Origin of the sequence: Paraburkholderia sp. EG286A (assembly GCF_040965375.1) — a bacterium.
In the GTDB taxonomy this organism is placed as follows: domain Bacteria; phylum Pseudomonadota; class Gammaproteobacteria; order Burkholderiales; family Burkholderiaceae; genus Paraburkholderia.
Window position 1 is genome coordinate 207,534 of the sequence record NZ_JBFRCB010000006.1, and the last position, 20,846, is coordinate 228,379.

The window sequence follows — 20,846 nt, forward strand, 5'->3', positions numbered from 1 at the left end:
CACGTGAAGCCCGCCCTGGAGGCACTCCGAATTGCACCGGCGGTCGACTTCCTGAACCCAGTCGAGAGGACATCATGTCGTCAGATCTTCCTTCCCAACCGTCACGCCGCAACGCCCTGAAATGCCTCGCCTTCGGTGGCGCCGGCACTGTGTTCGTTCTGGCCGGAGGCGTTCTCACGCCCGTGGAGCTGGCGCTGGCGGCGAGCAGCAAAGAAAACGCCGGCGTTCCGCTCTTTCTGCAGATCAGCGACTCGCATATTGGCTTCAACAAGGAAGCCAATCCCGATGTCGCGGGCACGCTCAAACAGACCATCGACTACGTGAACGCCATGCCCGTCAAACCCGCCCTGGCGATTCACACGGGCGATATCACCCATCTCTCCAAACCTGAGGAATTCGATCTGGCGGCGCAATTGCTGTCCGGTCTCAGCATTACGGAGTTGCACACGACGCCCGGCGAACACGATGTGACAGATGGACCGCAAGGCGAATACTTCAAGCGCTTCGGCAAGGCGTCGGACAACCGGGGCTATTACAGCTTCGACCACGATGGCGTGCATTTCATCGCGCTCGTCAACGTGATGCATTTCAAGCCGAACGGTCTGGGCAACCTGGGCGAGGACCAGCTCGCCTGGCTGGAAAACGATCTGAAGGGCCGCACGTCGAGCACGCCGATCGTCGTGTTTACGCACATGCCGATGTGGACGATCTATGAACCATGGGGCTGGGGCACCGGCGATGCGGGCCAGGCCATGGATTATCTAAAGCGCTTCGGCTCGGTGACCGTGCTCAATGGCCACATTCATCAGATCGTTTCCAAGGTGGAAGGCAACATCACGTTCCACACGGCACGCTCGACGGCCTATCCGCAACCGACGGCCGGCGACGGGCCCGGACCCGGGCCGCTCAAGGTCGCGAGCGATCAACTGCCGAAGATGCTTGGCGTGACCAGCATCCGGATCACGCGCCATCCTCTCGCGGCGACGCTTTCCGACACGTCCCTCGCCTGACCTTGCGTTTCGCTCATTCAACAAGGATCCGAGCCATGCTCTCCATTGACTATCGTCGCGCGTTCGCCCTCTTCTACGGGATCGGGATGCTCATGGCGGGGGCGTCCCTTGGTTTGCCTGCCGCGCAGGCGCAGGAGCCCAATGAGATCGACATCAAGAATTTCATGTTTTCGCCGATGGCGCTCACCGTGAAGGCGGGCACCACGGTGACCTGGAAGAATATGGACGGCGAACCGCATACGGTCGTCAACGATGCGGGCGTCTTTCACTCCGCCGCGCTCGACCAGAACGATACGTATCAGTTCAAGTTCGACAAGCCGGGCGTGTACAAGGTGTTCTGCGGCATTCACCCTTATATGAAGGCGACCATTACGGTGCAGTAGAGACCGGCGCTCAGGCGGCGCCCTCGTTCGCCATGTGGCTCGTCACCTCGCGCGCCGCTTCGTCGCGGCATTCGTGTCCGCCGCCGTGCGGCATGAGAACATTGCCGTCGTGCCGCCAAACGCCGGTTCGCTTTGGACAGGTTGATGGCGGTGCGGATCGCTGTATCTAATACCGCCTATGAAAATTCCGCTCTCACCGCAAATTAGTAGCATTCCTATATTTAAATTCGTTCGATAATTTTTCACGGCCTTGTGTATCGGTAATTCGCGCGAACACCTCGCTTACGCGTACGCTCGAGGTGCCCGCGCGGGCCCCACAGGTCAGCGTTTCGCGATATCGTCGCCGTGCGAGTCCTTGTACACGACCTCGACGTCGACGGTCCGGCCGTCGTCGCCGAACTCGCGCGCCTGCCGGCGCAGCGCGCGGATCTTCCACCACAGATAGCCGACGACAATCACGCCCACGCCGAACAGCACGGCAAGCAGCACCAGCGACAGCATCGCTGCCACCACCAGCACGATTGTGCTCACGACGACGGCCGCAAGCCGGCCGAACCATCCGTATTCGCCGATCCGGATCCCTTTCTCGAATGTCGCGCGCCGCGGCGACGGTTTGTCGTTGTCCATTCCACTTCTCCTGGCCGCCGTCCGGCTGAACTGCCCGCGCGAGCGTGGACTTTGCCAGGACGGCGAACCATCAATGATGCCGACGAAGCCTGCGATACGCGTGGCGCATAGTCCGGATCCCACATCTTGCAGATGCACATGAAGCGTTCCGAAACATCTCTGCCCACGCAAGCCGGTCGTCGTTGTTCGGTTAACTGAAAACTTACCCTTCCCACTCGCGCCTGTGTCTATTCTAAAGAAGTAAGGCAAGCCGAATCGAGTCGTTTCCAGTCACAGTCGAATGGGACAACCTATCATGGCTGACACGAGCTACACGGCGCGCAAGTCCGTCGCCGACATAGTGGGAAGCGCCGAAGCCGAAGGCGGCCGCGCACTGTCGAAGACCCTGGGGGCGCCCAGCATCACGGCGATGGGCATCGGCGCCATTATCGGCGCGGGTATTTTTGTCCTCACCGGCACGGCGGCGGCACAATTTGCCGGACCGGGCATCATCCTCTCCTTCGTGCTGGGCGGCATTGCGTGTGCGTTTGTCGGCCTGTGCTACTCCGAACTGGCCGCCATGCTCCCCGTATGCGGCAGCACCTACACGTATACCTATGCGACGCTCGGCGAAGTGTTTGCGTGGATCATCGGCTGGGACCTGATTCTCGAGTACGCCATGGGTGCCGCGACGGTCGCCGTAGGCTGGTCAGGTTATATCGTCAGCCTGCTGCGCAACGTCGGAATCAATATCCCGCCCACGCTCGCCGCCGCACCCGGCACGACGGTCCAGCTGCCTGACGGTTCGACTGTCGCGGGCATCATCAATCTCCCCGCCGTGCTGATCATCGCGATTCTGACGACGATGCTGGTGCTCGGCACGCGCGAGTCGGCACGCGTCAACAACGTGATGGTCGTCATCAAGCTGACGGTCGTGGCGGCCTTCATCGTCATCGGCGCGTTCTTCGTGCATCCCGCCAACTGGCATCCCTTCGTTCCGCCCAACACCGGTGCGTTCGGCAGCTTCGGGGCGAGCGGCATTCTGCGTGGCTCCGCCGTCGTGTTCTTTGCGTTCATCGGCTTCGATGCGGTATCGACCGCCGCGCAGGAGGCGAAACGGCCACAGCGCGACATGCCGATCGGAATCCTCGGCTCGCTCGTCATCTGCACCTTGCTCTATATTCTCGTGGCCGCCGTGCTCACCGGACTCGTTCCATACGCACAGCTGAACGTACCCGACCCGATCGCCAAAGGCGTCGACGCCATTGGATTCACCTGGTTCTCCATACTGATCAAGATCGGCGCGCTGACCGGGCTGACCACCGTGATACTCGTGCTGCTCTATGGGCAGAGCCGGATCTTCTTCACGATGTCGGAGGACAGACTGCTTCCCCATCTGTTCTCCACCGTCCATCCGCGCCTGCACACACCGCATCGAAGCCAGATCATGATCGGCACGGTCGTCGCCATCGTGGCGGCCCTCACGCCGATCGGCGTACTAGGCGAGATGGTCAGCATCGGTACGCTGTTTGCGTTCGTGCTCGTGTGCGGCGCCGTCATGTACCTGCGGCGCAGCGACTCCGACGCGAGCCGTCCATTCCGTGCACCCGGCGTGCCGATCGTCCCCATTCTCGGAATCGCGTTTTGCGTGCTGCTGATGGTGGGACTGCCGCTCATCACCTGGGTACGGCTGGTCGTCTGGCTGCTGATCGGCATGCTGATCTACATGTCGTATGGCCGGCATCATTCGCGACTGCGTCATCCGGAGCGTGAATGAAGGAACCGGTGGGCAATCATGAACGTTCAGCACGCGTGTTTCGTTCGCCCGGCGCAGGCCGCCGTGTGCGCGGCTTCACTCGCAATGCTGGCCGATTGCGGCGGAAGCGCATGCATTGGCCTCAACGGCTGCGGCGGCACAACCGTGACGCCGAACGTCACTATCTCCGGCACGGCCGCGACCGGCACGGCGATCGCCAGCGCGACGGTCAACCTCAGTTGCACGCAGGGCTCGGGATCCACCCTGTCCGACGGCGGTGGACACTACGCGATCACGTTCGATGCCACGCCTTCCTGCATCCTCAGCGTAAGCTCCGGCGGTGTGAGCCTGCATTCGGTGGCGTACGCCGGGGGCACCTTCAATACGACGCCGGAGACCGAGCTGATGCTCGTCTACCTCGCTGCACAACTCGGCACGAGCGAGAGTGGTTTGATAGCGGGCTTCCCGACCAACTCGCAGTACCAGCAGGTACTGGGTAACCCGTCCGACGTGCAGGCAGCGCAATCCGCAGTCGTCACGAATCTGCAGCAACACTATGCGGTCACGCTGACGGTGCCGGCATTTTTAACGACATCCTTTACGGTTGGCCAGCCAGGCGTCGATAGCGATCAAGGCACGCTGGCGGCGGCAGGAGCGATCGACGCGAATGGCATGCCCGATCCCGCCGCCGTCTCGCTGCTGACCGCGGCGGGCGCCGCGCATCCGCTTACCGCGACGTCCGCCCCCTCTTCCGGCACTGGCGGCACTGGCAGCGGCAGCGGAACGATGTGACGTGGACCTGCCAATGTCCGAACGGCGTCGGACCGCCGCGCCCAAAGGCAGGTTAGAACCGCGTGCGGAAGCCCACCGTTGCCACGACCTGATTCCCCGTTGACGATGCGCCGCCTGCGGTATTGATGAACGCGACGGACTGGTGACCCGAAACGTGCTGGTACATCGCTTCGGCGTAGACGTCCGTGCGCGTGGAGAACATGTACACCTGTTCACATGACTGAATTCGCAGCTACGAGTCAGCGACCGCACGCGCGATTTTCCGTTCTGGTTTGCGCCATTGACTGACGAGAAGCCCACTGACCACGAGAGCGACTGCAGCGACCAGGGTTGAAGTTGGCCACTGGCGTGTCACGACGACTTCCATCACAGCGGCAGTGACAGGGCCCAGTGCCTGAAAAGCGACGACGCGGCTTGCATCGAGCCTGCTCAATGCCCACAACCAGCAGAAGTACCCGACACCGCTCGACAGTCCTATAAAGCCGACATTCCCCCATTGCGTCATGGACAGGTTGGGCACCAACGGTTGGGCCGTTACCCAGCAAAGGCCGACGAGAAACACCACGGCTGCGCTCATGGCAAGCGCGCTCGTCGGCAATGCGGGATAGCGCCTCAGAAGCGGCCGATATAGAAGGCTGCACACGGCGCCGATCAACGTGGCACCGATCAGCGCGCATAACGCACCGATGTCCACAGATCCAGCGTGGGCAGGCGGTACACGCAGCAAGACCGCCACACCGGCGAGCGCGATCACGAGACCCAACAGTTTGTGCAGGCTGAATGCTTCGCTACGGCTTGCTACAGCCAACGTCATTGTGAAGAGCGGCATGGTCGAAAAGACGAGCGCGCACGTAGCGGCAGGAAGGATAGCTAACGCATGATTGAGCAGCACGATGAGCACGGCAAACTGGAATATCCCGAGCAGGCCGATAGCAAACGCATCTCGCCGTGCGAAGCGAGGGCGCGTGCCGAGCCAGACGGGTGCTGCCAGCACGCCCATGCCGATGAAATAGCGGAGAAACGCCAGCGTGGCGGGCGAAGCCTCTTCAGACACTGCCCGGGTAGATACCATCGCCGCACCGACCAGGATTCCGGTGGTCGCCGCGGCAAGCGTGGCCGACGCCTTCGCGCTCACAGATCACGGGCCCAGATCTGACCAGTCAGATCCTTGCCGAAGCTGTGGTGCGGCTCCTCTTCCACAAGCTGAAAGCCTGCTTTCTCGTAGATTCGCCGCGCGTCCGTCAAGACGCTGTTGGTCCACAGGATCATGCGCTTATAACCAACGGAGCGCGCAAATCGCAGACATTCGTCGACCAGCCGATGGCCGATTCCCAACCCGCGGGCGCTCGCATCGACATACAGCAGCCGGAGCTTCGCAGTTTCCGCGTCATGACGAACCACGAAGACCGAGCCCACTGGCTTGCCGTCCCTCTCGGCGATCCAGCAACGCTCCGAGGTGGCATCGTAATCGCGGATGTATTGGGCAACGATTTCCGCAACCAAAGCTTCGAACTCGGCGTTCCAGCCGTACTCTTGCGCGTAGAGCACGGCCTGCTTGTGAACAATCCATCCCATATCGCCCGGCTGGGGATCTCTCAAGACATAGCTTGCGGTCGATTCCCCTAACAAGCCGTGGACCTGCGCCATGGCATCGACGAGTTGCTGCTGTTCGGCGTCCGTCAGGCGCTCGAGCATCGCCATGACCTCGTTCCGGGACGCGACGTTCAGCGGTTCGAACGTGTCGCGGCCAGCCGCGGTGAGCGCCAGTTCGCTGACCCGCGCATCCGTCTCCGATCGCTGCTTGACGACCAGCCCCTTTTTTTCGAAGCCGGCGATGACACGGCTCATGTACCCGGCGTTCAGCCCGAGTTCCCGGCAAAGGTCCGAGGTCGTGAGCCCGTCCCTGTGGGCGAGTTCATACAGGATGCGGACTTCGGTCAGCGAAAATTCACTTTCCAGCAGGTGCTCGTGAAGCACGCCGATCTGGCGAGTGTAGAAGCGATTGAATCGCCGGACGAATTCGGCGCGGGCGATAAGTTGCTCTCGGCTGGGCATGCGACACCTCATAGTTGCCTGAGGCAAATTATTGCTTGCCTCAGGCAACTATGCAAGTTGTTTGTGTTGGATGCGGATTGCGCCTGCGGCACTGGCAGCCGCGATTCACGGCTCGGTGATGCCCCGGCAGCCTTAGCGACCCAAACCACGAACATCTCGCGCAATTGAAACGGCCGGTCCATCCCTGAGGATGGCCGGCCACAATGTCAATCAACCAGCAAAAAGCCAGCTACGTCGCTTCAACGTACGTTGCCCAACTCGCGCTCCTCGCCCACGCTTTCTTCGTCGCTCGCTTGCGTGACTTCAGCGAGGTCGCGGCCACGCGTTTCGGGCAGCAGCAACGCAGCGGTGACGACCAGCAGATACGACACGCACGCGCAAATCCCCATTGCCGCGCCGAGGCCGAGTTTCGCGCTGAACAAGCCGACCATGGTCGGCATGATCGCGCCGATTGCGCGGCCCGCGTTACCGCACAGCCCCTGCGCCGAGGCGCGGATGCGGGTGGGGAACAGTTCCGCGAGATAGGCGCCCGTCCCCGCTGCCGTGCCCGACTGCAAGGTGCCCAGCACGAAGCCCAGGACGAGCGTTACCGGCAGCGTGATCGACGCGAGCGTATAGGTCGCCACAGCGACCGCCTGAAGGCACGCGATCACGATGAACGTGCGGCGGCGGCCGAATCGGTCCGCCATCCAGCCGTTGAGGAACGCGCCCGAAAACGAGCCGAGAATATTGATGGCCAGATAGCCGCCCACATTCGCGATCGAGAGATGCAGCGCAAGCTTCAGATACGCGGGCAGCCACGTGATCATCACGTAGTTGCCGCCGTAAATGCCGAACGTCAACAGAATGGCCTTGAGCGTCGTTACGCGCGTCGGCGCTTCGAACACGGCCCAGATGCTCGGGCGATCTGCGCCATTCGCGCGACGCGTCTGCTCGAAAACCGGCGCTTCCTTGATGTGGCGGCGAATCCACAGCACGAGCAAGGTCGGCACGAGACCGATGGCAAACAACACGCGCCATGCGAGCGAGGGTTCGAGCGTGCTGAAAAGCAGCGTCGAGAGCAGCACTGCGATACCGTAACCGACCGCCCAGCCCGCCTGCAGCGAGCCGACGGCGCGACCGCGCACCTGCGGGCGGATCGTTTCGCTGATGAGCACGGCGCCCACGGCCCATTCACCGCCGAAACCCAGGCCTTGCAGCCCGCGCGTAATCATCAGCTGCCAGAACGAATTCGTGAACGCGGAAAGCAACGTGAACGCGGAGAACCACAGGATCGTGATCTGCAGCACCCGCACGCGTCCGTAGCGGTCCGCGAGAATGCCGGCGATCCAGCCGCCGAGCGAAGCCATGATCAGCACGGTCGTACCGAGAATGCCGGCCTGGCCCCGCGTCATGCCCCAGACCGCGAGCAGCGTGGGAATGGCGAGCGCGTACATCTGGGTATCCATCGCATCGAGCCCCCAGCCACTGAAGCACGCCCAATAAGTGCGCTTCTCGCCCTTGGTCAACTCGGTGTACCACTTCAGCATGACTGTCTCTCCTGCAGCTATTTCGTCCGTCTGGCGGCCGACTGTTGCGGGCACGTCGATGCGCGGTCCCCTACATGGGGGCAGCCCATTCGCGTGCGTTTGTAGGTTGGGTTTCGTGGGCGGGCGAACCTGCCGTTGGCCGGGGCGCTCCGTGTGAGGTCCGTGACACAAGCGTCGCCCGATCAGAGGAATGAGATACCTGCGCCGCCTCGTACTGATGGGACCGAAGCCGATCAGCGTCGTTATGCTATTACGCATCGCCTGCCCGGGATATGCGAATAGGCGAATTAGCCATCTATTTTAATTATCGCAATATGAAGCGGGGTGCATCGAAGAAAACCGGAATCGATGGACGCGAACCCAGCCTGCAAGGGCCATCGAGCAATAGAACGAGCGTACTGTTCACTTTGTGCGCATCGCTTCCCGCCAGCGCAAAGGCGTCTCATCTGCACAACGTTTTGGTTATCGCCGCTAAAGCCATCGCGGCATCCGTCGTTAAAGCGTACTGCACTAGCTGGCTTCGCGCCCCGCAGCCATTCCCGGACGAACGCAATACCAAGGTATTCATTTTCCATGTCTATGGTCTCAACTCGCGAGCGCGCATCGCTCACGCTCAACCAGAAGCTCACATCGACGATCGTCGTGCTCTGGATCGGTCTGCTACTCATCGCGGCAATCGGTATCTGGCAAACGCGCACTGCCATCCTCGCCGAAAGACGGCTGCAACTCACGACGCTCACCGACGAGGCGACGAGCGCAGTCACCCGTTTTCATGACGAAGCCGCGCGTCAGGTGATCAGCGAGGACGACGCGAAAAAGCAGGCGATCGCCGTGATTGCCTCTCTGCGCTACGGAAAGGACGGATACATCACGGTCTGCGACCCGCAGGCCGTGATCGTCGTGAATCCGCTCAAGCCGGAAATCACCGGCAAGAGCATGGCGGCAATGGCCGATACCAACGGCAAGCGCTTCTACACTGACCTCATCGCGGCCGCCAGCGATCCGCAAGGCGGCTTCGTCTCCTACTACTGGCCCAAGCCCGGCGGCTCCACGCCCATCGAGAAACTCGCCTACTCGCGGCGGATCGGCGACTGGAACTGGATCTTGTTCACCGGCGCCTACATGGACGACATCCGCGAGACGGTGGTGGCTTGCGCTATTCGCTGGCTGGCCGGCATCGCGGTGCTCGGCGGTCTCGCGACGCTCGTCATGTCGCTGGCGCTGCGCAGCGCGCGCCGTGCTATCGGCGGCGAGATCGAGTCCGCCGTGCAGACCGCGCATCGGGTGGCCGACGGCAACCTCGGCGTGCGCGTCGTCGTCGCGCCTGGCGACACCGGCAGCCTGATGTACGCGCTCGAGAAAATGCGGGTTGGCCTCGAGACTGCGATGACAGGTGTACGCGCGAGTGCCGAAAGCATCGCACTCGGCTCGGCCGAGATCGCGGCCGGCAACATCGATCTATCGCAGCGCACAGAGCAGCAAGCTGCGGCGCTGCTCGAGACGGCATCGAGCATGAATCAAATGACGGAGAATGTCCGCAGCAACGCCGAAAGCGCGACGGTCGCGGCCAGGCTCGCCGATGACGCCGCCGATATCGCTTCGCGCGGCACCAGCGTTGTTAAGCAGGTCGAACAAACCATGGAAGCGATCTCGGCGAGTTCGAGCAAGATCAACGAAATCATCGCCGTCATCGACAGCATTGCGTTCCAGACCAACATCCTCGCCCTCAATGCGGCCGTCGAGGCCGCCCGCGCCGGCGAGCAGGGCCGCGGCTTCGCCGTCGTGGCCTCCGAGGTACGCAACCTCGCACAGCGCTCGGCGACGGCAGCGCGGGAAATCAAGCAACTGATCGAGTCGTCGGCGAATACGGTCCAGCAAGGCACCGTGCAGGTGGCTACAGCAGGCACCACCATGGGCGAAATCGATCAGGCGGTGCGGCAGGTCAACGACATCCTGCGCGAGATCAGCCATGCATCGCGGGAGCAAAGCGAAGGCATCAACCAGGTCAATACGGCGGTGAGCCAGATCGACAAGGTCACGCAGCAGAACGCCGCGCTCGTCGAAGAGGCGGCAGCGGCGGCTCAGTCGCTGAACGATCAGGCGAGCGCGCTACGCGAAGTGATTGGGCGGTTCTCGCTCGCGGGGAGTGGGGACTGAGGTGAATCCTGTGCGGCATCAAGTGGGGAGATTGCTATCGTGCGTTGGGGATGAGTCGGCGGTTTGAACAACAACTGTAGAGTTCACCAATTCGTGTCGCGCCAGGACAACCAATTCTTGTCGCTTTGAAGGGTGAAATCCGCCCTGATGAGGGGGAATAGGTTCAGGCACCTCCAGGCTGCTCGTCATCACATCAACTTCCCCCAGCAATTCAGCGCGGACGAACGTGAGTTGCGTACCCGTCCGGGAAAGGGGGGAGGCCAGTCATCACATCCCAGTGACCAGATGCTTGCCAAAATTGGCACGCACAAAATCCACGAAGACGCGCACCTTTGGCGTCATTTTTCGATTGCTGGGCCACACCACGTGAATAGTGTTGGAGTCCGACACATAGGTGTCCAGCACAGTTTTCAGGCGTCCGTCTGCGACCGCGTTCTTGACAGAAAAGTCAGGCACGCATGCGACCCCGCGCCCCGCCAGCGTGAAATAGAGCATGACGTCCAGGCTGTTGCACACCATCGTCAAAGGCAGCGACGAGCCTGCGGCTGTGAATGGTGAATGCCGCAACGGCCATTGATACAGTTTTCCAGTAGGTGTCCAGCGATAGTGCAGACATGCGTGATTCAAAAGGTCATCGGGCTTCGTGGGGGTCCCCATTCTTTCCAGATACGCTGGCGCGGCCACCAGACAGGCGCGCCAGGGACCCAGCGGGCGAGACACCAGGCGCGAATCTCGAAGCTTGCTCCCACGAATGACTACGTCGAACCCTTCATCGATTACATCGACCAGTCGATCAGTGAAATCAAGATCGAGTTCAATCTCGGGATGGCGCTCCATGAACGCTGAAAGCACGGGCAGTGGTAGCCCCGCCGAAAGTGCCAGCCCCACCCTTAGCCTCCCTCGCGGCTGTTGTGCCATTGCGCTGAGCTCATCTTCCGCAGCCTGAACTTCCCCGAAGATTCGTCTGCACCTTTCCAGGAACACCTCGCCTTCGGACGTAAGACGGACGCTCCTCGTGCTGCGTTGAAAGAGCCGCACGCCAACGCGCTCTTCAAGTCGGGAAATGCTTTTGCTGATGGCTGATGCTGAGACCCCGAGACTTCGCCCCGCTGCGGCAAAGCTCCGGGTCTGCGCAGTCTGGACAAAGACTTCTAGCCCTCCCAAGGCGCTCAAACTTTCCACGATGGACTCCCAGATGTTGCACTAGTGACATTTTTGTCATGGTCGATATGAACGCTACCCCTGTTAATGATGCTGGGTCAATCGCATTACTATGGACTTGAAAGGCGGTTCGCCTCCCCGTAGGAGGTATCGTCCGCGCTTTTTTTAATGCTGGCGCATCTGTGTGGAGTAAGCGAACGCCGCAGGCACCAGAGTTTCGGCAACTGAACGCACTGAGCCGGCGCGCCGGTTCTATCAGGAGAGAATCCTTATGGCCACCACTGAACATCTCGACGCTTACCTCAAAGCCATGGGCAGACGCGACGTCGAAGGGACCAAGGTCCATCTGGCAGATAACGTCGTCCTACGCAGCCCAATCGCTCCCGCACCCTTCGAAGGGAGGGAAAGCGTGGCAAACGTGCTCACCCAGCTTCTTGACGTGGTGGACGCCTTCGAGCCGAAGCTTCTCCTGCGTGACGGGACTGACTTTGTTGCCGCTTTCACGATCAGGCTCGGTGACAATGTGATCGATGGCATGGATCATATGCATCTGAACGATGCGGGCCTCGTTGATAGCATGACCGTGGCATGGCGCCCGCTTCCGGCGGTGGTCGCAGTCCAGCAGAAACTTGCGCCCAAATTGGGCGGTAAGGCGATGATGCTGGTTTCCGTGGATCAATCACTCTGAAGTTCGACTGAGAGGGACATCGCTTCGCCAGCACGAACGCTTCCCCGCGTTTTCTCAGGGTGATGCCCTGCGCGAGGCGCCGTGGCGCGGGAACGCGCTGGACTGACCGCCTAAAGTCGTACGGCGTCTGAGCGCGCGGACGCCCGGTTGCGTCCCGCGAGCAGCCAGATCAGCGCGGCGACCGCCAGCGCGAGGCAACCGGCGACGCCCAGCGCCGCGGCGAACCCTGTGGCGAAGCCGGCCGGAGCGATCGATGCCATCTCCAGACGGATATCGGGGGCGACACGCGCAAGCGCATGGCCGAGATCGCCCGCGAGCAGATTCGACATGAACTGCGGATCGACACATGCGCTCGCGGATCCGTGACATGTCATGGCAGAATCGATCGCTGCGCGTGCGCGCGTGGCGAGCACAGCGCCCAGCACGCCGACCGACGTGACGATTGCCGTGAAGCGCGTCGTCGTGCTGATGCCCGACGCCATGCCGCTCCGATGCGAGGGCACGCACGCCATGATGGCTTTCTGCGTGTCGCCATTGAGCACACCTGCCCCGAGGCCCGTCACGATCATGCCGAGCGCGACCCAGCCGTACTCGCCGGAAGGCGCGACAGTGGCGGTCAGAAGATTGCCGGCGCCGACGAGACAGAGTCCAACGGAGAGCGTCGACGTCGCGCCTTCGAGGCGCCGCCCGATGCGCGCGCCCAGATACGGGCCAACGATCATGGAGAGCGCGAATGGGAGCATCCCGATGCCGGCGCGTACAGGCGTCCATTCGAACGCGTTTTGCAGATACAGCGGCAGGAACGTCATCATCACCTGGGCACAGGCTGCGTAGCCAAACATGCCGAGCACCGCAGCGACGAAACGGGCCTGCGAGAACAGCGACAAGTCGACGACCGCATGCGCGAGCCGCTTTTCGACCGCGATAAAGCACCCGATCAACAGCACGCATGCGGCAAAGCGCGAGACGGTGGCGACGCTGTACCAACCGTTGTCCTGCGCGCCGATCAACGCCCAGATTCCGCTCGCGAGCCCAATGCCGAACAGCAGGCTTCCCGCAAAATCGACGCGTTGTGCGTGCGGATTGCGGGACTCCGTTACTACACGCTGCGCGCAGAAGACCAGGATGGCGCACACGGGCAGATTGAGCAGGAAAATCCACCGCCAGCCGACCCATTGCGTGATCACGCCGCCGACGAGCGGTGCGACGGTGGTCGAGATGCCCATCGTCATGCCCCAGATCGCCCATGCGCGGGCGCGCTCGCGCGGGCCGGGGAACGCACTGGCGATCACCGCTAGCGCCGCCGTCAACAGCATCGCAGCGCCCACGCCCTTCACCGCGCGGAAGATATTCAACGACGTTACGCTGGGCGCCAGCCCGCAGCCAAGCGAGGCAAGCGCGAAGACCAGCAAGCCAAGCACGAGCATCTTCTTGCGCCCGTAGCGATCCGCGAGTCCGCCCATCGGCAGCAGGCACGATGCGAACGACACCATGTACGCGCTCACGACCCATTCGACGTCGGCGAATCCCGCGTGGAACGAACGCGCGATCGACGGCAGCGAGACCGCGACGATGTTCGTGTCCAGCGAGATCAGCGCGCAGGTCGCAGACGCCGTGGCAAGCAGGAAACCTGCAGACCGTGCCTTGGTCGCATGTTTCGTCGTGATCCCGGAAACCGCGTCCATGACCGCGCACTCCGGACCTTCCCCACTCGCTTCAACACTCCGTTCGTTCCCCATGCACGCTCCGTGAGTCGTAATTCAGGGCTGATGCTAGCGCGCGCTGTATTGTTAGTCGATAGCAGATAAAATCATGTGTATTCATTCCTGGATGAATAATATGACGCTGGAACTCCGTCACCTGCACTGCATTCTCGCAGTTGCCCGGCACCTGCATTTCGCACGCGCAGCCGAAGCGTTGGGAATCGCGCCGCCTTCGCTCACCAAGCAGATACAGGATGCAGAACGCCTGCTCCAGTTCCGGCTGTTCCAGCGTACCCGCCGCTCCGTGTCACTGACCCCGGCGGGTGCGGCGTATATTCCGCGCGCCACGGCCGCGCTTGCGCAGCTCGATGAAGCGCAAGACCACGGGATGCTTGCCGAACGCGGACAGCTGGGGCGCATCCAGATCGGCTACGTCGCCTCAGCGGTATTTGCTGGCATCATGCGCAGGACCCTGACGCAATTTCGCGACCTGCATCCCCGCATTGATGTGCAGCTTGCGGAAATCCCGATGGACGATATTCCCGCGCGCCTCGTCGGCCGGCAACTCGACGTTGCCTACGTCAGGCCTCCGATGTCATGGTCCGAAGAACTGCAAGCCAGCCGCGTGTATCAGGACGAATTCGTCGTCGCACTACCGGAAGACTCCCCGCTGGCTGCACAGAAAGGTATTGCGCCGCAGCAGTTGCGTAACGCACGGTTCGCGGTGCCCGAGCAGGAATTCGGCACGCTCGAAGTGGCTCGGCGCGGACGCTTTTCGCCTCAGATCGAATTGCGGCCGGGCCCACTGGTCGCGGTAGTCGCGAGCGTGTCGCTCGGTAATACGGTGGCCATTGTTCCCGGCTCACTGTGTGCATGCGTCACGCTGCCCGGCGTGGTCTACCGGCCACTGACCGGCAAGCCCATTCTTTCGGAAATCGCCCTGCTTTACCGCCGGCACGAGCGCTCGCGTGTGGTGAGTGCATTTCTGCAGTATGCCCACAATGAATCTGCCTCCATGCCTCGTCGCCCTTGACATGGGCCGGCTCCTCAAATCGTGCTGCAATCTGCGACTCGCGCAGGAAACTCGCCGCTCCTAAGCGCGACGCGCGGAGGCGACCCACTGTACAAAGGTGCGGACTGCACTGGACGTCGCATGCTCCGCGAGATGGGCGACATAGAAGCCGTAGCCAGGTAACGCAAAGGGCAGCACTTTCACGAGCGCGCCGCTCAGCAATGCCTGCTCCAGTACGATGTCGCTGCACAGAGCGATTCCCTGGCCGGCAAGCACAGCGTCAATCGCATGGAGCTCTTCCCGAAAGCTCAAATCACGCTTGCTGCGAAGAGGCGTGAATGCGGATACCGGAACACCGTAAGCCGAAAACCAGCGCGGCCAGCAAGGTGCCTCGGGATCTCCGTTCGTCCACTCGTAATGGATCAGAGGAAATCGAAGCAGGTCCATCGCCGCAATTGGGCGAGTATTTTCTGCCCCAAGGAGGCCCGGGCTAGCGACAGGGTAGAACGCATCTCGCGCGATCTCCTTACATATCAGACCTATTGGCGCCGCGCGTGCGTAGCGTATCGCGACGTCTGCTGCGCCCGCGTCCAGGTCGAGGACCGCATCGGTTCCGATAATCTGCAGCGGAATATCGGAGTGAGATTCGTGCCATTGCGACAGCCGCGGAACCAGCCAGCGACTCGCGAAGGCGTTCGGACTGGTGATCCGTAGCGCGGTCGTGCCACCCATTTCCGCGACCGTGGAGAGTGCATCCGCGAATGAATCGAATCCCCTGCGCAGCGGCGGATACAAAAGTTGCCCGGCAGCGGTGAGTCGAATGGGTCGCGGCCGACGCGCAAAGAGTTGCCGGCCACACGCTTCCTCCAGCGTGCGGATCTGGTGACTCAGGGCCGTCGGCGTCACGTTCAGCTCTTCCGCGGCATCCTTGAAACTGCGATGCCGCGCAACCGCCTCGAACGCCTGCAGCGAACGCAGAGGAGGCAACTTTCGCATCTGTTCAGTCTAGATGAAGTTTTCTCATCTGAAAGCTGAATTCTTTCATTTTGCTTCGACGCGTGGGAAATGCAACCATCGAGCAACCGAACCTTGAAATTCCGGCTTCAGCGCACGGGAGCACGAAGGAGACAAGATGAGCACCGAAACAGCGTCGTCAGATATCTTCAGGGGCGAACGCCACGCTGCCTCGCGTGAGCTCGAGCAATTGCGTGGCACGCTCCACGGCACGCTGGTCATGCCTCGCGACCCGGACTACGACGAGGCGCGCCGGGTGTGGAACGGGACAGTCGACAAGCGGCCGGCGATGATCATCTATTGTGCTGACGCCGACGACGTGGTCGCGGCCGTGCGCTTTGCCAGGTCGATCGATGCGCGGGTTGCGGTGCGCAGCGGCGGTCACAACGTGGCGGGCCTTTCGGTCTGCGATGCCGGTATTGTTGTCGACCTCTCCCGGATGAAGCAGATCGACGTCGACGCCGAACGGCGGGTGGTGCGCGCGGAGGCCGGCCTCAACCTCGGTGAGTTCGATCGGGCCACGATGGCCCACGGCCTCGCGACGACAACGGGTGTCATCAGCGACACGGGCCTTGCCGGCCTGACGTTGGGCGGCGGGTTCGGCAAGCTCGGCCGCAAATACGGACTCACTTGCGACAACCTCGTCGCCGTCGAAATGGTCACTGCGGACGGGCAAAAACGGGTGGCCAGCGAGCGTGCACATTCCGACCTGTTCTGGGCCGTCCGGGGCGGCGGAGGCAACTTCGGCATAGCGACTGCTTTTCACTTGCGGCTGCACCCGCTGGATCCCGAGTTGCTCGTCTGCTCTTTGCTATACCCGTTCGAGCAGGCACGCGCCGCATTGCGCGCTTACGACCGGTTTGCGCGCAATGCGCCGGATGAGGTGAGCGCAGATGCTGCACTCGTTACCAATCCTTCCGGCGAGCGATTCCTCAGCATATCGGCTTGCTATGTCGGCGCGCCCGAGTCCGGTCGACAGGTTCTCGAGGCACTGATGGAGTCCGGCTCACCCGTCGACTGCCGCCTCGAGCGTCTGCCCTACCTCCAGATTCAATCGAACGGCGACAGTGTGTTTCCGCGGGGCCGGAGGTACTACTGGAAGGCGCAGTTCCTGAGAGAGATCGACGATGGCGCGATCGACGCGGTATTGGGCGCCTATGAACGTTCGCCTTCGTTGTCATCGTTGCTGGTGTTTCAGCATGTTGGGGGAGCCATTGCCCGCGTCGCCGGGTCCGCGACCGCCTACCCGCATCGCGACGCCAGCTTTGACTGCTTTCCCGTTGCGATCTGGGACGATGCAGCCGAAGATGCGGCGAACGTCCAATGGGCGCGCAGCATATGGGACGCGCTAAGGCCGTATTCATCCGGAGGCGTCTATGCAAACAACCTCGGTGATGAAGGCAACGAACGCGTGAAGGAAGCCTATGGCAACAATTATGCGCGGCTGGCTTCCATCAAACGCCAGTACGATCCAGACAACGTCTTCCGCCTGAATCAGAACGTTGCTCCCGCCTGAGTCTCTTCACCGGGCGTGCAATACCCGGCACACGGAAACATCGTGCAGCCGTTCGCTCGAAACCGAGAGGTGCATTTCTCGACGATCCATGCCCTATGCCGTTTGCTTGAGAAAACGACGATGCCAGTTCATGACGCGATGAACGTCAACCGCGAACGACCGGTCGTCAACATGAGGCACTACGAGCGGATTTGAAAAGATAGTCATGAAATTGGGGGAGTCGAGACCGCCCAATACAAGCAATCCCTGTCGCCTTGACACGCGGATGCTTAAAAAATAAGCGTCCCGCACCGTTTAGCCGATTCCTGTCTTTTTCTTCGGTCCCAGCCGTCGGCATGCAAGTTCAACGTTGACAACGTCCGAGCCAACGCTGATGCCGTGGACCTGGACGCTTGCGCCGGGATGGCCGACGAGTGGTGGCTGTTCAGGGTCCCCTACTGCCCCCCACGTCGGACCGTAGTCGGCCACTATCAGACTTCGACAGAGCACGAGCGACTGGCCGTTCTCCTCGGACCTTACGACACTCGAACCGGCGCCAAATTGCCGAGAAGGCAGAAACGCTCGATCCCGGATGCGGCAAGCCGGTTTTGAGAACCGGCTGAGCACGAGTTAGTGGGCCTTCAAGAATGCGGCGATCAGTTCGGCGATCTCTTGCGGCGCATCCTCGAAGCTGTAGTGGCCAACTCCCGCGAGCCGGTGAATCGGTGCCATGGGAAAGGTTTCGCTGAACAGCGGCAGAAAATGTTCAGCTGCCAGCGTGCGATCGGCCTCGCCCCAAATGGCGAGCGCTGGCTTTGAACGGATCGTGTCGAGTGCCGTCGCGTCTGGCACTTCGAAACGATGTGCCCCGACCGCGAAGCCCTTTGCCCAACCAATCGCACCAGCACTGTCAGGATCCCAGCCAGCAGCGCCGCCAGGCTTGCGATCTGAAACAACAGGCACAATCCCGGCCTGCCGACAAACCATGCTACGACGTGCACAGCAGACGTGACACCAATTACGAGCCATGCGCCGTTTGCGAGTCACGAGCCTCGGAGCGTTGATCTGCTGCATCTCCGCGAGACACCGCCATCTTCATGTTGGACCTAAGTCCTATTGCGCTACGCCTGAGTCTGCCAAATATTGTTGGCATGACGAGGTACTACGAGCCCGGTTGGATCAGACCAATTGAAATTCCTGCGCCAACAGACGAAGAGGTCCCGTCCGCCGCCGGTTCAAATTTCTCCACCGGGACCAGCGCCGCAATCCTCGCTTTACTGTCCAATTGCTTGCGCCGAGGCGATTGAACCGCCCGCAATGTCCGGTTCACGCGACCGGCTCCATCCGCCTGTTTCGCGTTGTGTGGGTTTTCCGACGAAATTAACGAACAGAATCCACCATGCCGTGTCCGCAACATACCCAACGCTTCGATTGCACGCACCACGCCGGCTAGTTACCAGAGGTAGTGAATCCAAACGTAACCCTTGATGGAGGCGAATATGCGCAGAAGATCTTTTCTGAGTACAGGTGCCGCAACGTTCGTGATCGTTGGACTGGCACTGGCCAGAGTCCCGTCGTTAATGACCGAAGCCGTTGCCGCAGAGTCCAATGCGGCGAAACGCCACGAAATCGATGCCGAGGTCAACGAGACACTGTCGCGGTTGTTCGAGACCGTCAAAGGCTCAAAAGAGCTTGTCAGCAAGGCGAATGGCGTACTGGTATTTCCGTCGGTGATCAAGGCCGGGTTCATCGCCGGTGGCGAATACGGTAAGGGTGCTTTGCGTGTAGGCGGAAAAACGGTCGGCTACTACAGCACGGCGGCGGGTTCATTCGGCCTGCAGGCCGGTGCCCAGTCGAAGGCCGTCATTTTCCTCTTCATGACCCATGATGCGCTGAACAGCTTCCGCAACTCGAAAGGCTGGTCAGTCGGCGGCGAAGGCTCGGTTGCACTGCTGAAAGTCGGCGCGAATGGCGAGATCGATACGACAACGGCCACCGCACCCGTCGAAGCCATCGTGCTCACAAATGCAGGTCTGATGGGAGACGTGTCGCTGGCTGGCACCAAGATTTCTCGACTGAAGATTTGAAGTCGTTCGCGTTGGCGTAATTGGCACGTCCCCTGCCGTCGCATCTGCGAGAGAGCGCTGCCCCGGGCAAGAGGACCAGAAGCACGAACACGTTTCTCCGCGGGGGCCTCGATGAACCGCATCCTGATGCCGGTGCTGGCCGTCATCTCCGCCTTTGTTTTGGGATGTGCGGGAGCGCCACCACCCGTCGACGTGCCCGGATATCAGAGCCGCGCCGTGACACGCACCGAAGGCGGCGTGCGGGTTTCGACAGCCGTTCTGTCGCTAAAGGATATTGAAGCTGTTTACGGCGTCCCGCTCGCCGACAGGCGAATCCAGCCGGTCTGGATCGAGGTCGAAAATCACGAGGACCGCAATTACTTTCTCCTTTCCCCAGGCCTCGATCCGAACTTCTTTCCTGCATCCGAGGCAGCCGAAGCGTTTGCCGGCAATGCCTCGCCGGGTCAGCAAACCGAACTCGACCGGCGCTTTCGCGCTCTGGCCTTCCACAACCCCGTTCCACCGGGGACAACGGTATCCGGGTTCGTGCTGACCCATCGCAGCAGAGGCGTGAAGTTCGTGCAGGTGGATCTTGTTGCTGCGGGACGCACCAGAACGTTTTCCGTTTTCATGGCCGTCCCGGGGTTCGAGGCCGACTACAAGCGAAGCGAGGTATTCAAGCGCATGGCGGACCCGCATGAACCGATCGTGAACTACACGGACGATGCGAGTTTTCGCACAGCACTCGAAGCCCTGCCGTGCTGCGCGACCAATGAGGATGGCTCGAAGAAAGGCGATCCGCTGAATCTGGTGATCGTGGGAGGCCTCGACGATGCTTTTCCCGCGCTAGTGCGCCGGGGCTGGAGTCCCACGGAGCAGAAGTGGTCGGGCGCAATCGAGCAGATGATCAGCGCTGCCTTGTCGGGAGATCCGTATGTCAACGCACCGGTGAGCGACCTTTATCTTTTTGGACGGCCGCAGGATCTTGCGCTGCAAAAAGCACGCGACACCATCCACCAGCGCAACCATATGCGGCTTTGGCTCAGCAACATGCGCTACCACGACAAACCCGTCTGGGTAGGCCAGATCAGTCGAGATATCGGTATCCGTCTGACCTTGCACTCCTCAACGCTCACGACGCACAAGATCGACCCGGACGTGGACGAAGCGCGCACCGCACTGACCGAAGACATGACGTATTCGCAGAATCTCGCGAAGATCGGTCTTGTGACAGGCGTCGGTGCCGCGCAGGAAAACGCACCGCGCGAAAATCTGACGACCGATCCGTACTACACCGATGGCTATCGTGTCGTGCTCGTATTCGACCGCAAGCCGACATCGCTTGCGGATATCGAAGTCTTACCCTGGGTGACCCCGTACCGCGTTATCAACGTTGCCCCCGGAGCGAAGCCATGAGCA

At 61.5% G+C, this 20,846-nt stretch carries 17 protein-coding genes and 2 pseudogenes; 10 read left to right on the forward strand and 9 right to left on the reverse strand.

Features of this window, described 5'->3' with window-relative positions:
• Positions 1 to 74 precede the first annotated feature (74 nt).
• Both AB4Y35_RS27885 and AB4Y35_RS27890 read left to right on the forward strand, forming a co-directional pair.
• On the forward strand, positions 75 to 1,010 hold the full coding sequence (locus AB4Y35_RS27885) for a metallophosphoesterase (RefSeq protein ID WP_368706900.1): 936 nt from the start codon (positions 75 to 77) through the stop codon (positions 1,008 to 1,010).
• An 86-nt stretch (positions 1,011 to 1,096) separates the two neighbouring features.
• Positions 1,097 to 1,393, forward strand: a complete 297-nt coding sequence (locus AB4Y35_RS27890; protein ID WP_368707221.1) for a cupredoxin family copper-binding protein — start codon at positions 1,097 to 1,099, stop codon at positions 1,391 to 1,393.
• A gap of 321 nt (positions 1,394 to 1,714) precedes the next feature.
• On the opposite strand, the gene AB4Y35_RS27895 is transcribed toward AB4Y35_RS27890, so the two are convergent.
• Positions 1,715 to 2,020, reverse strand: a complete 306-nt coding sequence (locus AB4Y35_RS27895) for a hypothetical protein (protein WP_368692025.1) — start codon at positions 2,018 to 2,020, stop codon at positions 1,715 to 1,717.
• A gap of 295 nt (positions 2,021 to 2,315) precedes the next feature.
• Here AB4Y35_RS27895 and AB4Y35_RS27900 point away from each other — a divergent pair, with 295 nt between their 5' ends.
• Positions 2,316 to 3,776, forward strand: coding sequence for an amino acid permease (locus tag AB4Y35_RS27900; RefSeq protein ID WP_368706901.1), 1,461 nt, complete (start codon positions 2,316 to 2,318; stop codon positions 3,774 to 3,776).
• Between the two features lie 18 nt (positions 3,777 to 3,794).
• Positions 3,795 to 4,547, forward strand: coding sequence for a hypothetical protein (locus AB4Y35_RS27905; RefSeq protein WP_368706902.1), 753 nt, complete (start codon positions 3,795 to 3,797; stop codon positions 4,545 to 4,547).
• 52 nt (positions 4,548 to 4,599) lie between these two features.
• On the opposite strand, the pseudogene AB4Y35_RS27910 reads toward AB4Y35_RS27905, so the two are convergent.
• The 4 genes and pseudogenes from AB4Y35_RS27910 to AB4Y35_RS27925 all read right to left on the reverse strand — a co-directional run.
• Positions 4,600 to 4,767: pseudogene (locus AB4Y35_RS27910) on the reverse strand (porin); the annotation flags it as partial.
• A 12-nt stretch (positions 4,768 to 4,779) separates the two neighbouring features.
• Positions 4,780 to 5,682 carry a DMT family transporter gene (locus AB4Y35_RS27915; protein WP_368706903.1) on the reverse strand — a complete coding sequence of 301 codons (903 nt, stop codon included), beginning with the start codon at positions 5,680 to 5,682 and terminating at the stop codon, positions 4,780 to 4,782.
• Entirely contained in the window at positions 5,679 to 6,602 is a 924-nt protein-coding gene (locus AB4Y35_RS27920; protein ID WP_368692029.1) for a GNAT family N-acetyltransferase, read from the reverse strand. The genes AB4Y35_RS27915 and AB4Y35_RS27920 overlap by 4 nt, the downstream gene beginning before the upstream one ends.
• Before the next feature lie 239 nt (positions 6,603 to 6,841).
• The gene (locus AB4Y35_RS27925; protein WP_368706904.1) at positions 6,842 to 8,131 is read right to left on the reverse strand and encodes an MFS transporter; all 1,290 of its coding nucleotides are present in this window, start codon (positions 8,129 to 8,131) and stop codon (positions 6,842 to 6,844) included.
• Between the two features lie 579 nt (positions 8,132 to 8,710).
• Between AB4Y35_RS27925 and AB4Y35_RS27930 the strand changes: the two genes are divergently transcribed.
• The gene (locus tag AB4Y35_RS27930; protein WP_368707222.1) at positions 8,711 to 10,288 is read left to right on the forward strand and encodes a methyl-accepting chemotaxis protein; all 1,578 of its coding nucleotides are present in this window, start codon (positions 8,711 to 8,713) and stop codon (positions 10,286 to 10,288) included.
• Positions 10,289 to 10,555: 267 nt separating this feature from the next.
• On the opposite strand, the gene AB4Y35_RS27935 is transcribed toward AB4Y35_RS27930, so the two are convergent.
• Entirely contained in the window at positions 10,556 to 11,461 is a 906-nt protein-coding gene (locus AB4Y35_RS27935) for a LysR substrate-binding domain-containing protein (RefSeq protein WP_368707223.1), read from the reverse strand.
• A gap of 259 nt (positions 11,462 to 11,720) precedes the next feature.
• Here AB4Y35_RS27935 and AB4Y35_RS27940 point away from each other — a divergent pair, with 259 nt between their 5' ends.
• Entirely contained in the window at positions 11,721 to 12,137 is a 417-nt protein-coding gene (locus tag AB4Y35_RS27940; protein WP_368706905.1) for a nuclear transport factor 2 family protein, read from the forward strand.
• 110 nt (positions 12,138 to 12,247) lie between these two features.
• Here the strand turns inward: AB4Y35_RS27940 and AB4Y35_RS27945 are convergent, their stop codons facing one another.
• On the reverse strand, positions 12,248 to 13,822 hold the full coding sequence (locus AB4Y35_RS27945; protein ID WP_368706906.1) for an MFS transporter: 1,575 nt from the start codon (positions 13,820 to 13,822) through the stop codon (positions 12,248 to 12,250).
• Positions 13,823 to 13,976: 154 nt separating this feature from the next.
• On the opposite strand from AB4Y35_RS27945, the gene AB4Y35_RS27950 reads away from it, so the two are divergent.
• Positions 13,977 to 14,873, forward strand: coding sequence for a LysR family transcriptional regulator (locus AB4Y35_RS27950; RefSeq protein ID WP_368706907.1), 897 nt, complete (start codon positions 13,977 to 13,979; stop codon positions 14,871 to 14,873).
• Between the two features lie 60 nt (positions 14,874 to 14,933).
• On the opposite strand, the gene AB4Y35_RS27955 is transcribed toward AB4Y35_RS27950, so the two are convergent.
• The gene (locus AB4Y35_RS27955; protein WP_368706908.1) at positions 14,934 to 15,848 is read right to left on the reverse strand and encodes a LysR substrate-binding domain-containing protein; all 915 of its coding nucleotides are present in this window, start codon (positions 15,846 to 15,848) and stop codon (positions 14,934 to 14,936) included.
• Positions 15,849 to 15,984: 136 nt separating this feature from the next.
• Here AB4Y35_RS27955 and AB4Y35_RS27960 point away from each other — a divergent pair, with 136 nt between their 5' ends.
• A complete protein-coding gene (locus AB4Y35_RS27960; protein WP_368706909.1) occupies positions 15,985 to 17,382 on the forward strand; it encodes an FAD-binding oxidoreductase in 1,398 nt (465 codons plus the stop codon).
• 609 nt (positions 17,383 to 17,991) lie between these two features.
• Here the strand turns inward: AB4Y35_RS27960 and AB4Y35_RS27965 are convergent.
• Positions 17,992 to 18,264: pseudogene (locus AB4Y35_RS27965) on the reverse strand (alpha/beta fold hydrolase); the annotation flags it as partial.
• 596 nt (positions 18,265 to 18,860) lie between these two features.
• On the opposite strand from AB4Y35_RS27965, the gene AB4Y35_RS27970 reads away from it, so the two are divergent.
• Together AB4Y35_RS27970 and AB4Y35_RS27975 are read left to right on the forward strand one after the other, a co-directional pair.
• On the forward strand, positions 18,861 to 19,448 hold the full coding sequence (locus tag AB4Y35_RS27970) for a YSC84-related protein (RefSeq protein WP_368706910.1): 588 nt from the start codon (positions 18,861 to 18,863) through the stop codon (positions 19,446 to 19,448).
• 111 nt (positions 19,449 to 19,559) lie between these two features.
• Positions 19,560 to 20,843 (forward strand): LssY C-terminal domain-containing protein, encoded by a 1,284-nt coding sequence (locus AB4Y35_RS27975; protein WP_368706911.1) that lies wholly within the window; start codon positions 19,560 to 19,562, stop codon positions 20,841 to 20,843.
• The last annotated feature ends 3 nt before the right edge of the window (positions 20,844 to 20,846 follow it).

Coding starts and splice junctions, on each gene's coding strand:
- AB4Y35_RS27885 (WP_368706900.1), top strand. CDS start 75: ATGTCGTCAGATCTTCCTTCCCAACCGTCACGCCGCAACGCCCTGAAA.
- AB4Y35_RS27890 (WP_368707221.1), top strand. CDS start 1,097: ATGCTCATGGCGGGGGCGTCCCTTGGTTTGCCTGCCGCGCAGGCGCAG.
- AB4Y35_RS27920 (WP_368692029.1), bottom strand. CDS start 6,602: ATGCCCAGCCGAGAGCAACTTATCGCCCGCGCCGAATTCGTCCGGCGA.
- AB4Y35_RS27940 (WP_368706905.1), top strand. CDS start 11,721: ATGGCCACCACTGAACATCTCGACGCTTACCTCAAAGCCATGGGCAGA.
- AB4Y35_RS27950 (WP_368706907.1), top strand. CDS start 13,977: ATGACGCTGGAACTCCGTCACCTGCACTGCATTCTCGCAGTTGCCCGG.
- AB4Y35_RS27945 (WP_368706906.1), bottom strand. CDS start 13,822: ATGGACGCGGTTTCCGGGATCACGACGAAACATGCGACCAAGGCACGG.
- AB4Y35_RS27900 (WP_368706901.1), top strand. CDS start 2,316: ATGGCTGACACGAGCTACACGGCGCGCAAGTCCGTCGCCGACATAGTG.
- AB4Y35_RS27905 (WP_368706902.1), top strand. CDS start 3,795: ATGAACGTTCAGCACGCGTGTTTCGTTCGCCCGGCGCAGGCCGCCGTG.
- AB4Y35_RS27925 (WP_368706904.1), bottom strand. CDS start 8,131: ATGCTGAAGTGGTACACCGAGTTGACCAAGGGCGAGAAGCGCACTTAT.
- AB4Y35_RS27895 (WP_368692025.1), bottom strand. CDS start 2,020: ATGGACAACGACAAACCGTCGCCGCGGCGCGCGACATTCGAGAAAGGG.
- AB4Y35_RS27975 (WP_368706911.1), top strand. CDS start 19,560: ATGAACCGCATCCTGATGCCGGTGCTGGCCGTCATCTCCGCCTTTGTT.
- AB4Y35_RS27970 (WP_368706910.1), top strand. CDS start 18,861: ATGCGCAGAAGATCTTTTCTGAGTACAGGTGCCGCAACGTTCGTGATC.
- AB4Y35_RS27930 (WP_368707222.1), top strand. CDS start 8,711: ATGGTCTCAACTCGCGAGCGCGCATCGCTCACGCTCAACCAGAAGCTC.
- AB4Y35_RS27960 (WP_368706909.1), top strand. CDS start 15,985: ATGAGCACCGAAACAGCGTCGTCAGATATCTTCAGGGGCGAACGCCAC.
- AB4Y35_RS27955 (WP_368706908.1), bottom strand. CDS start 15,848: ATGCGAAAGTTGCCTCCTCTGCGTTCGCTGCAGGCGTTCGAGGCGGTT.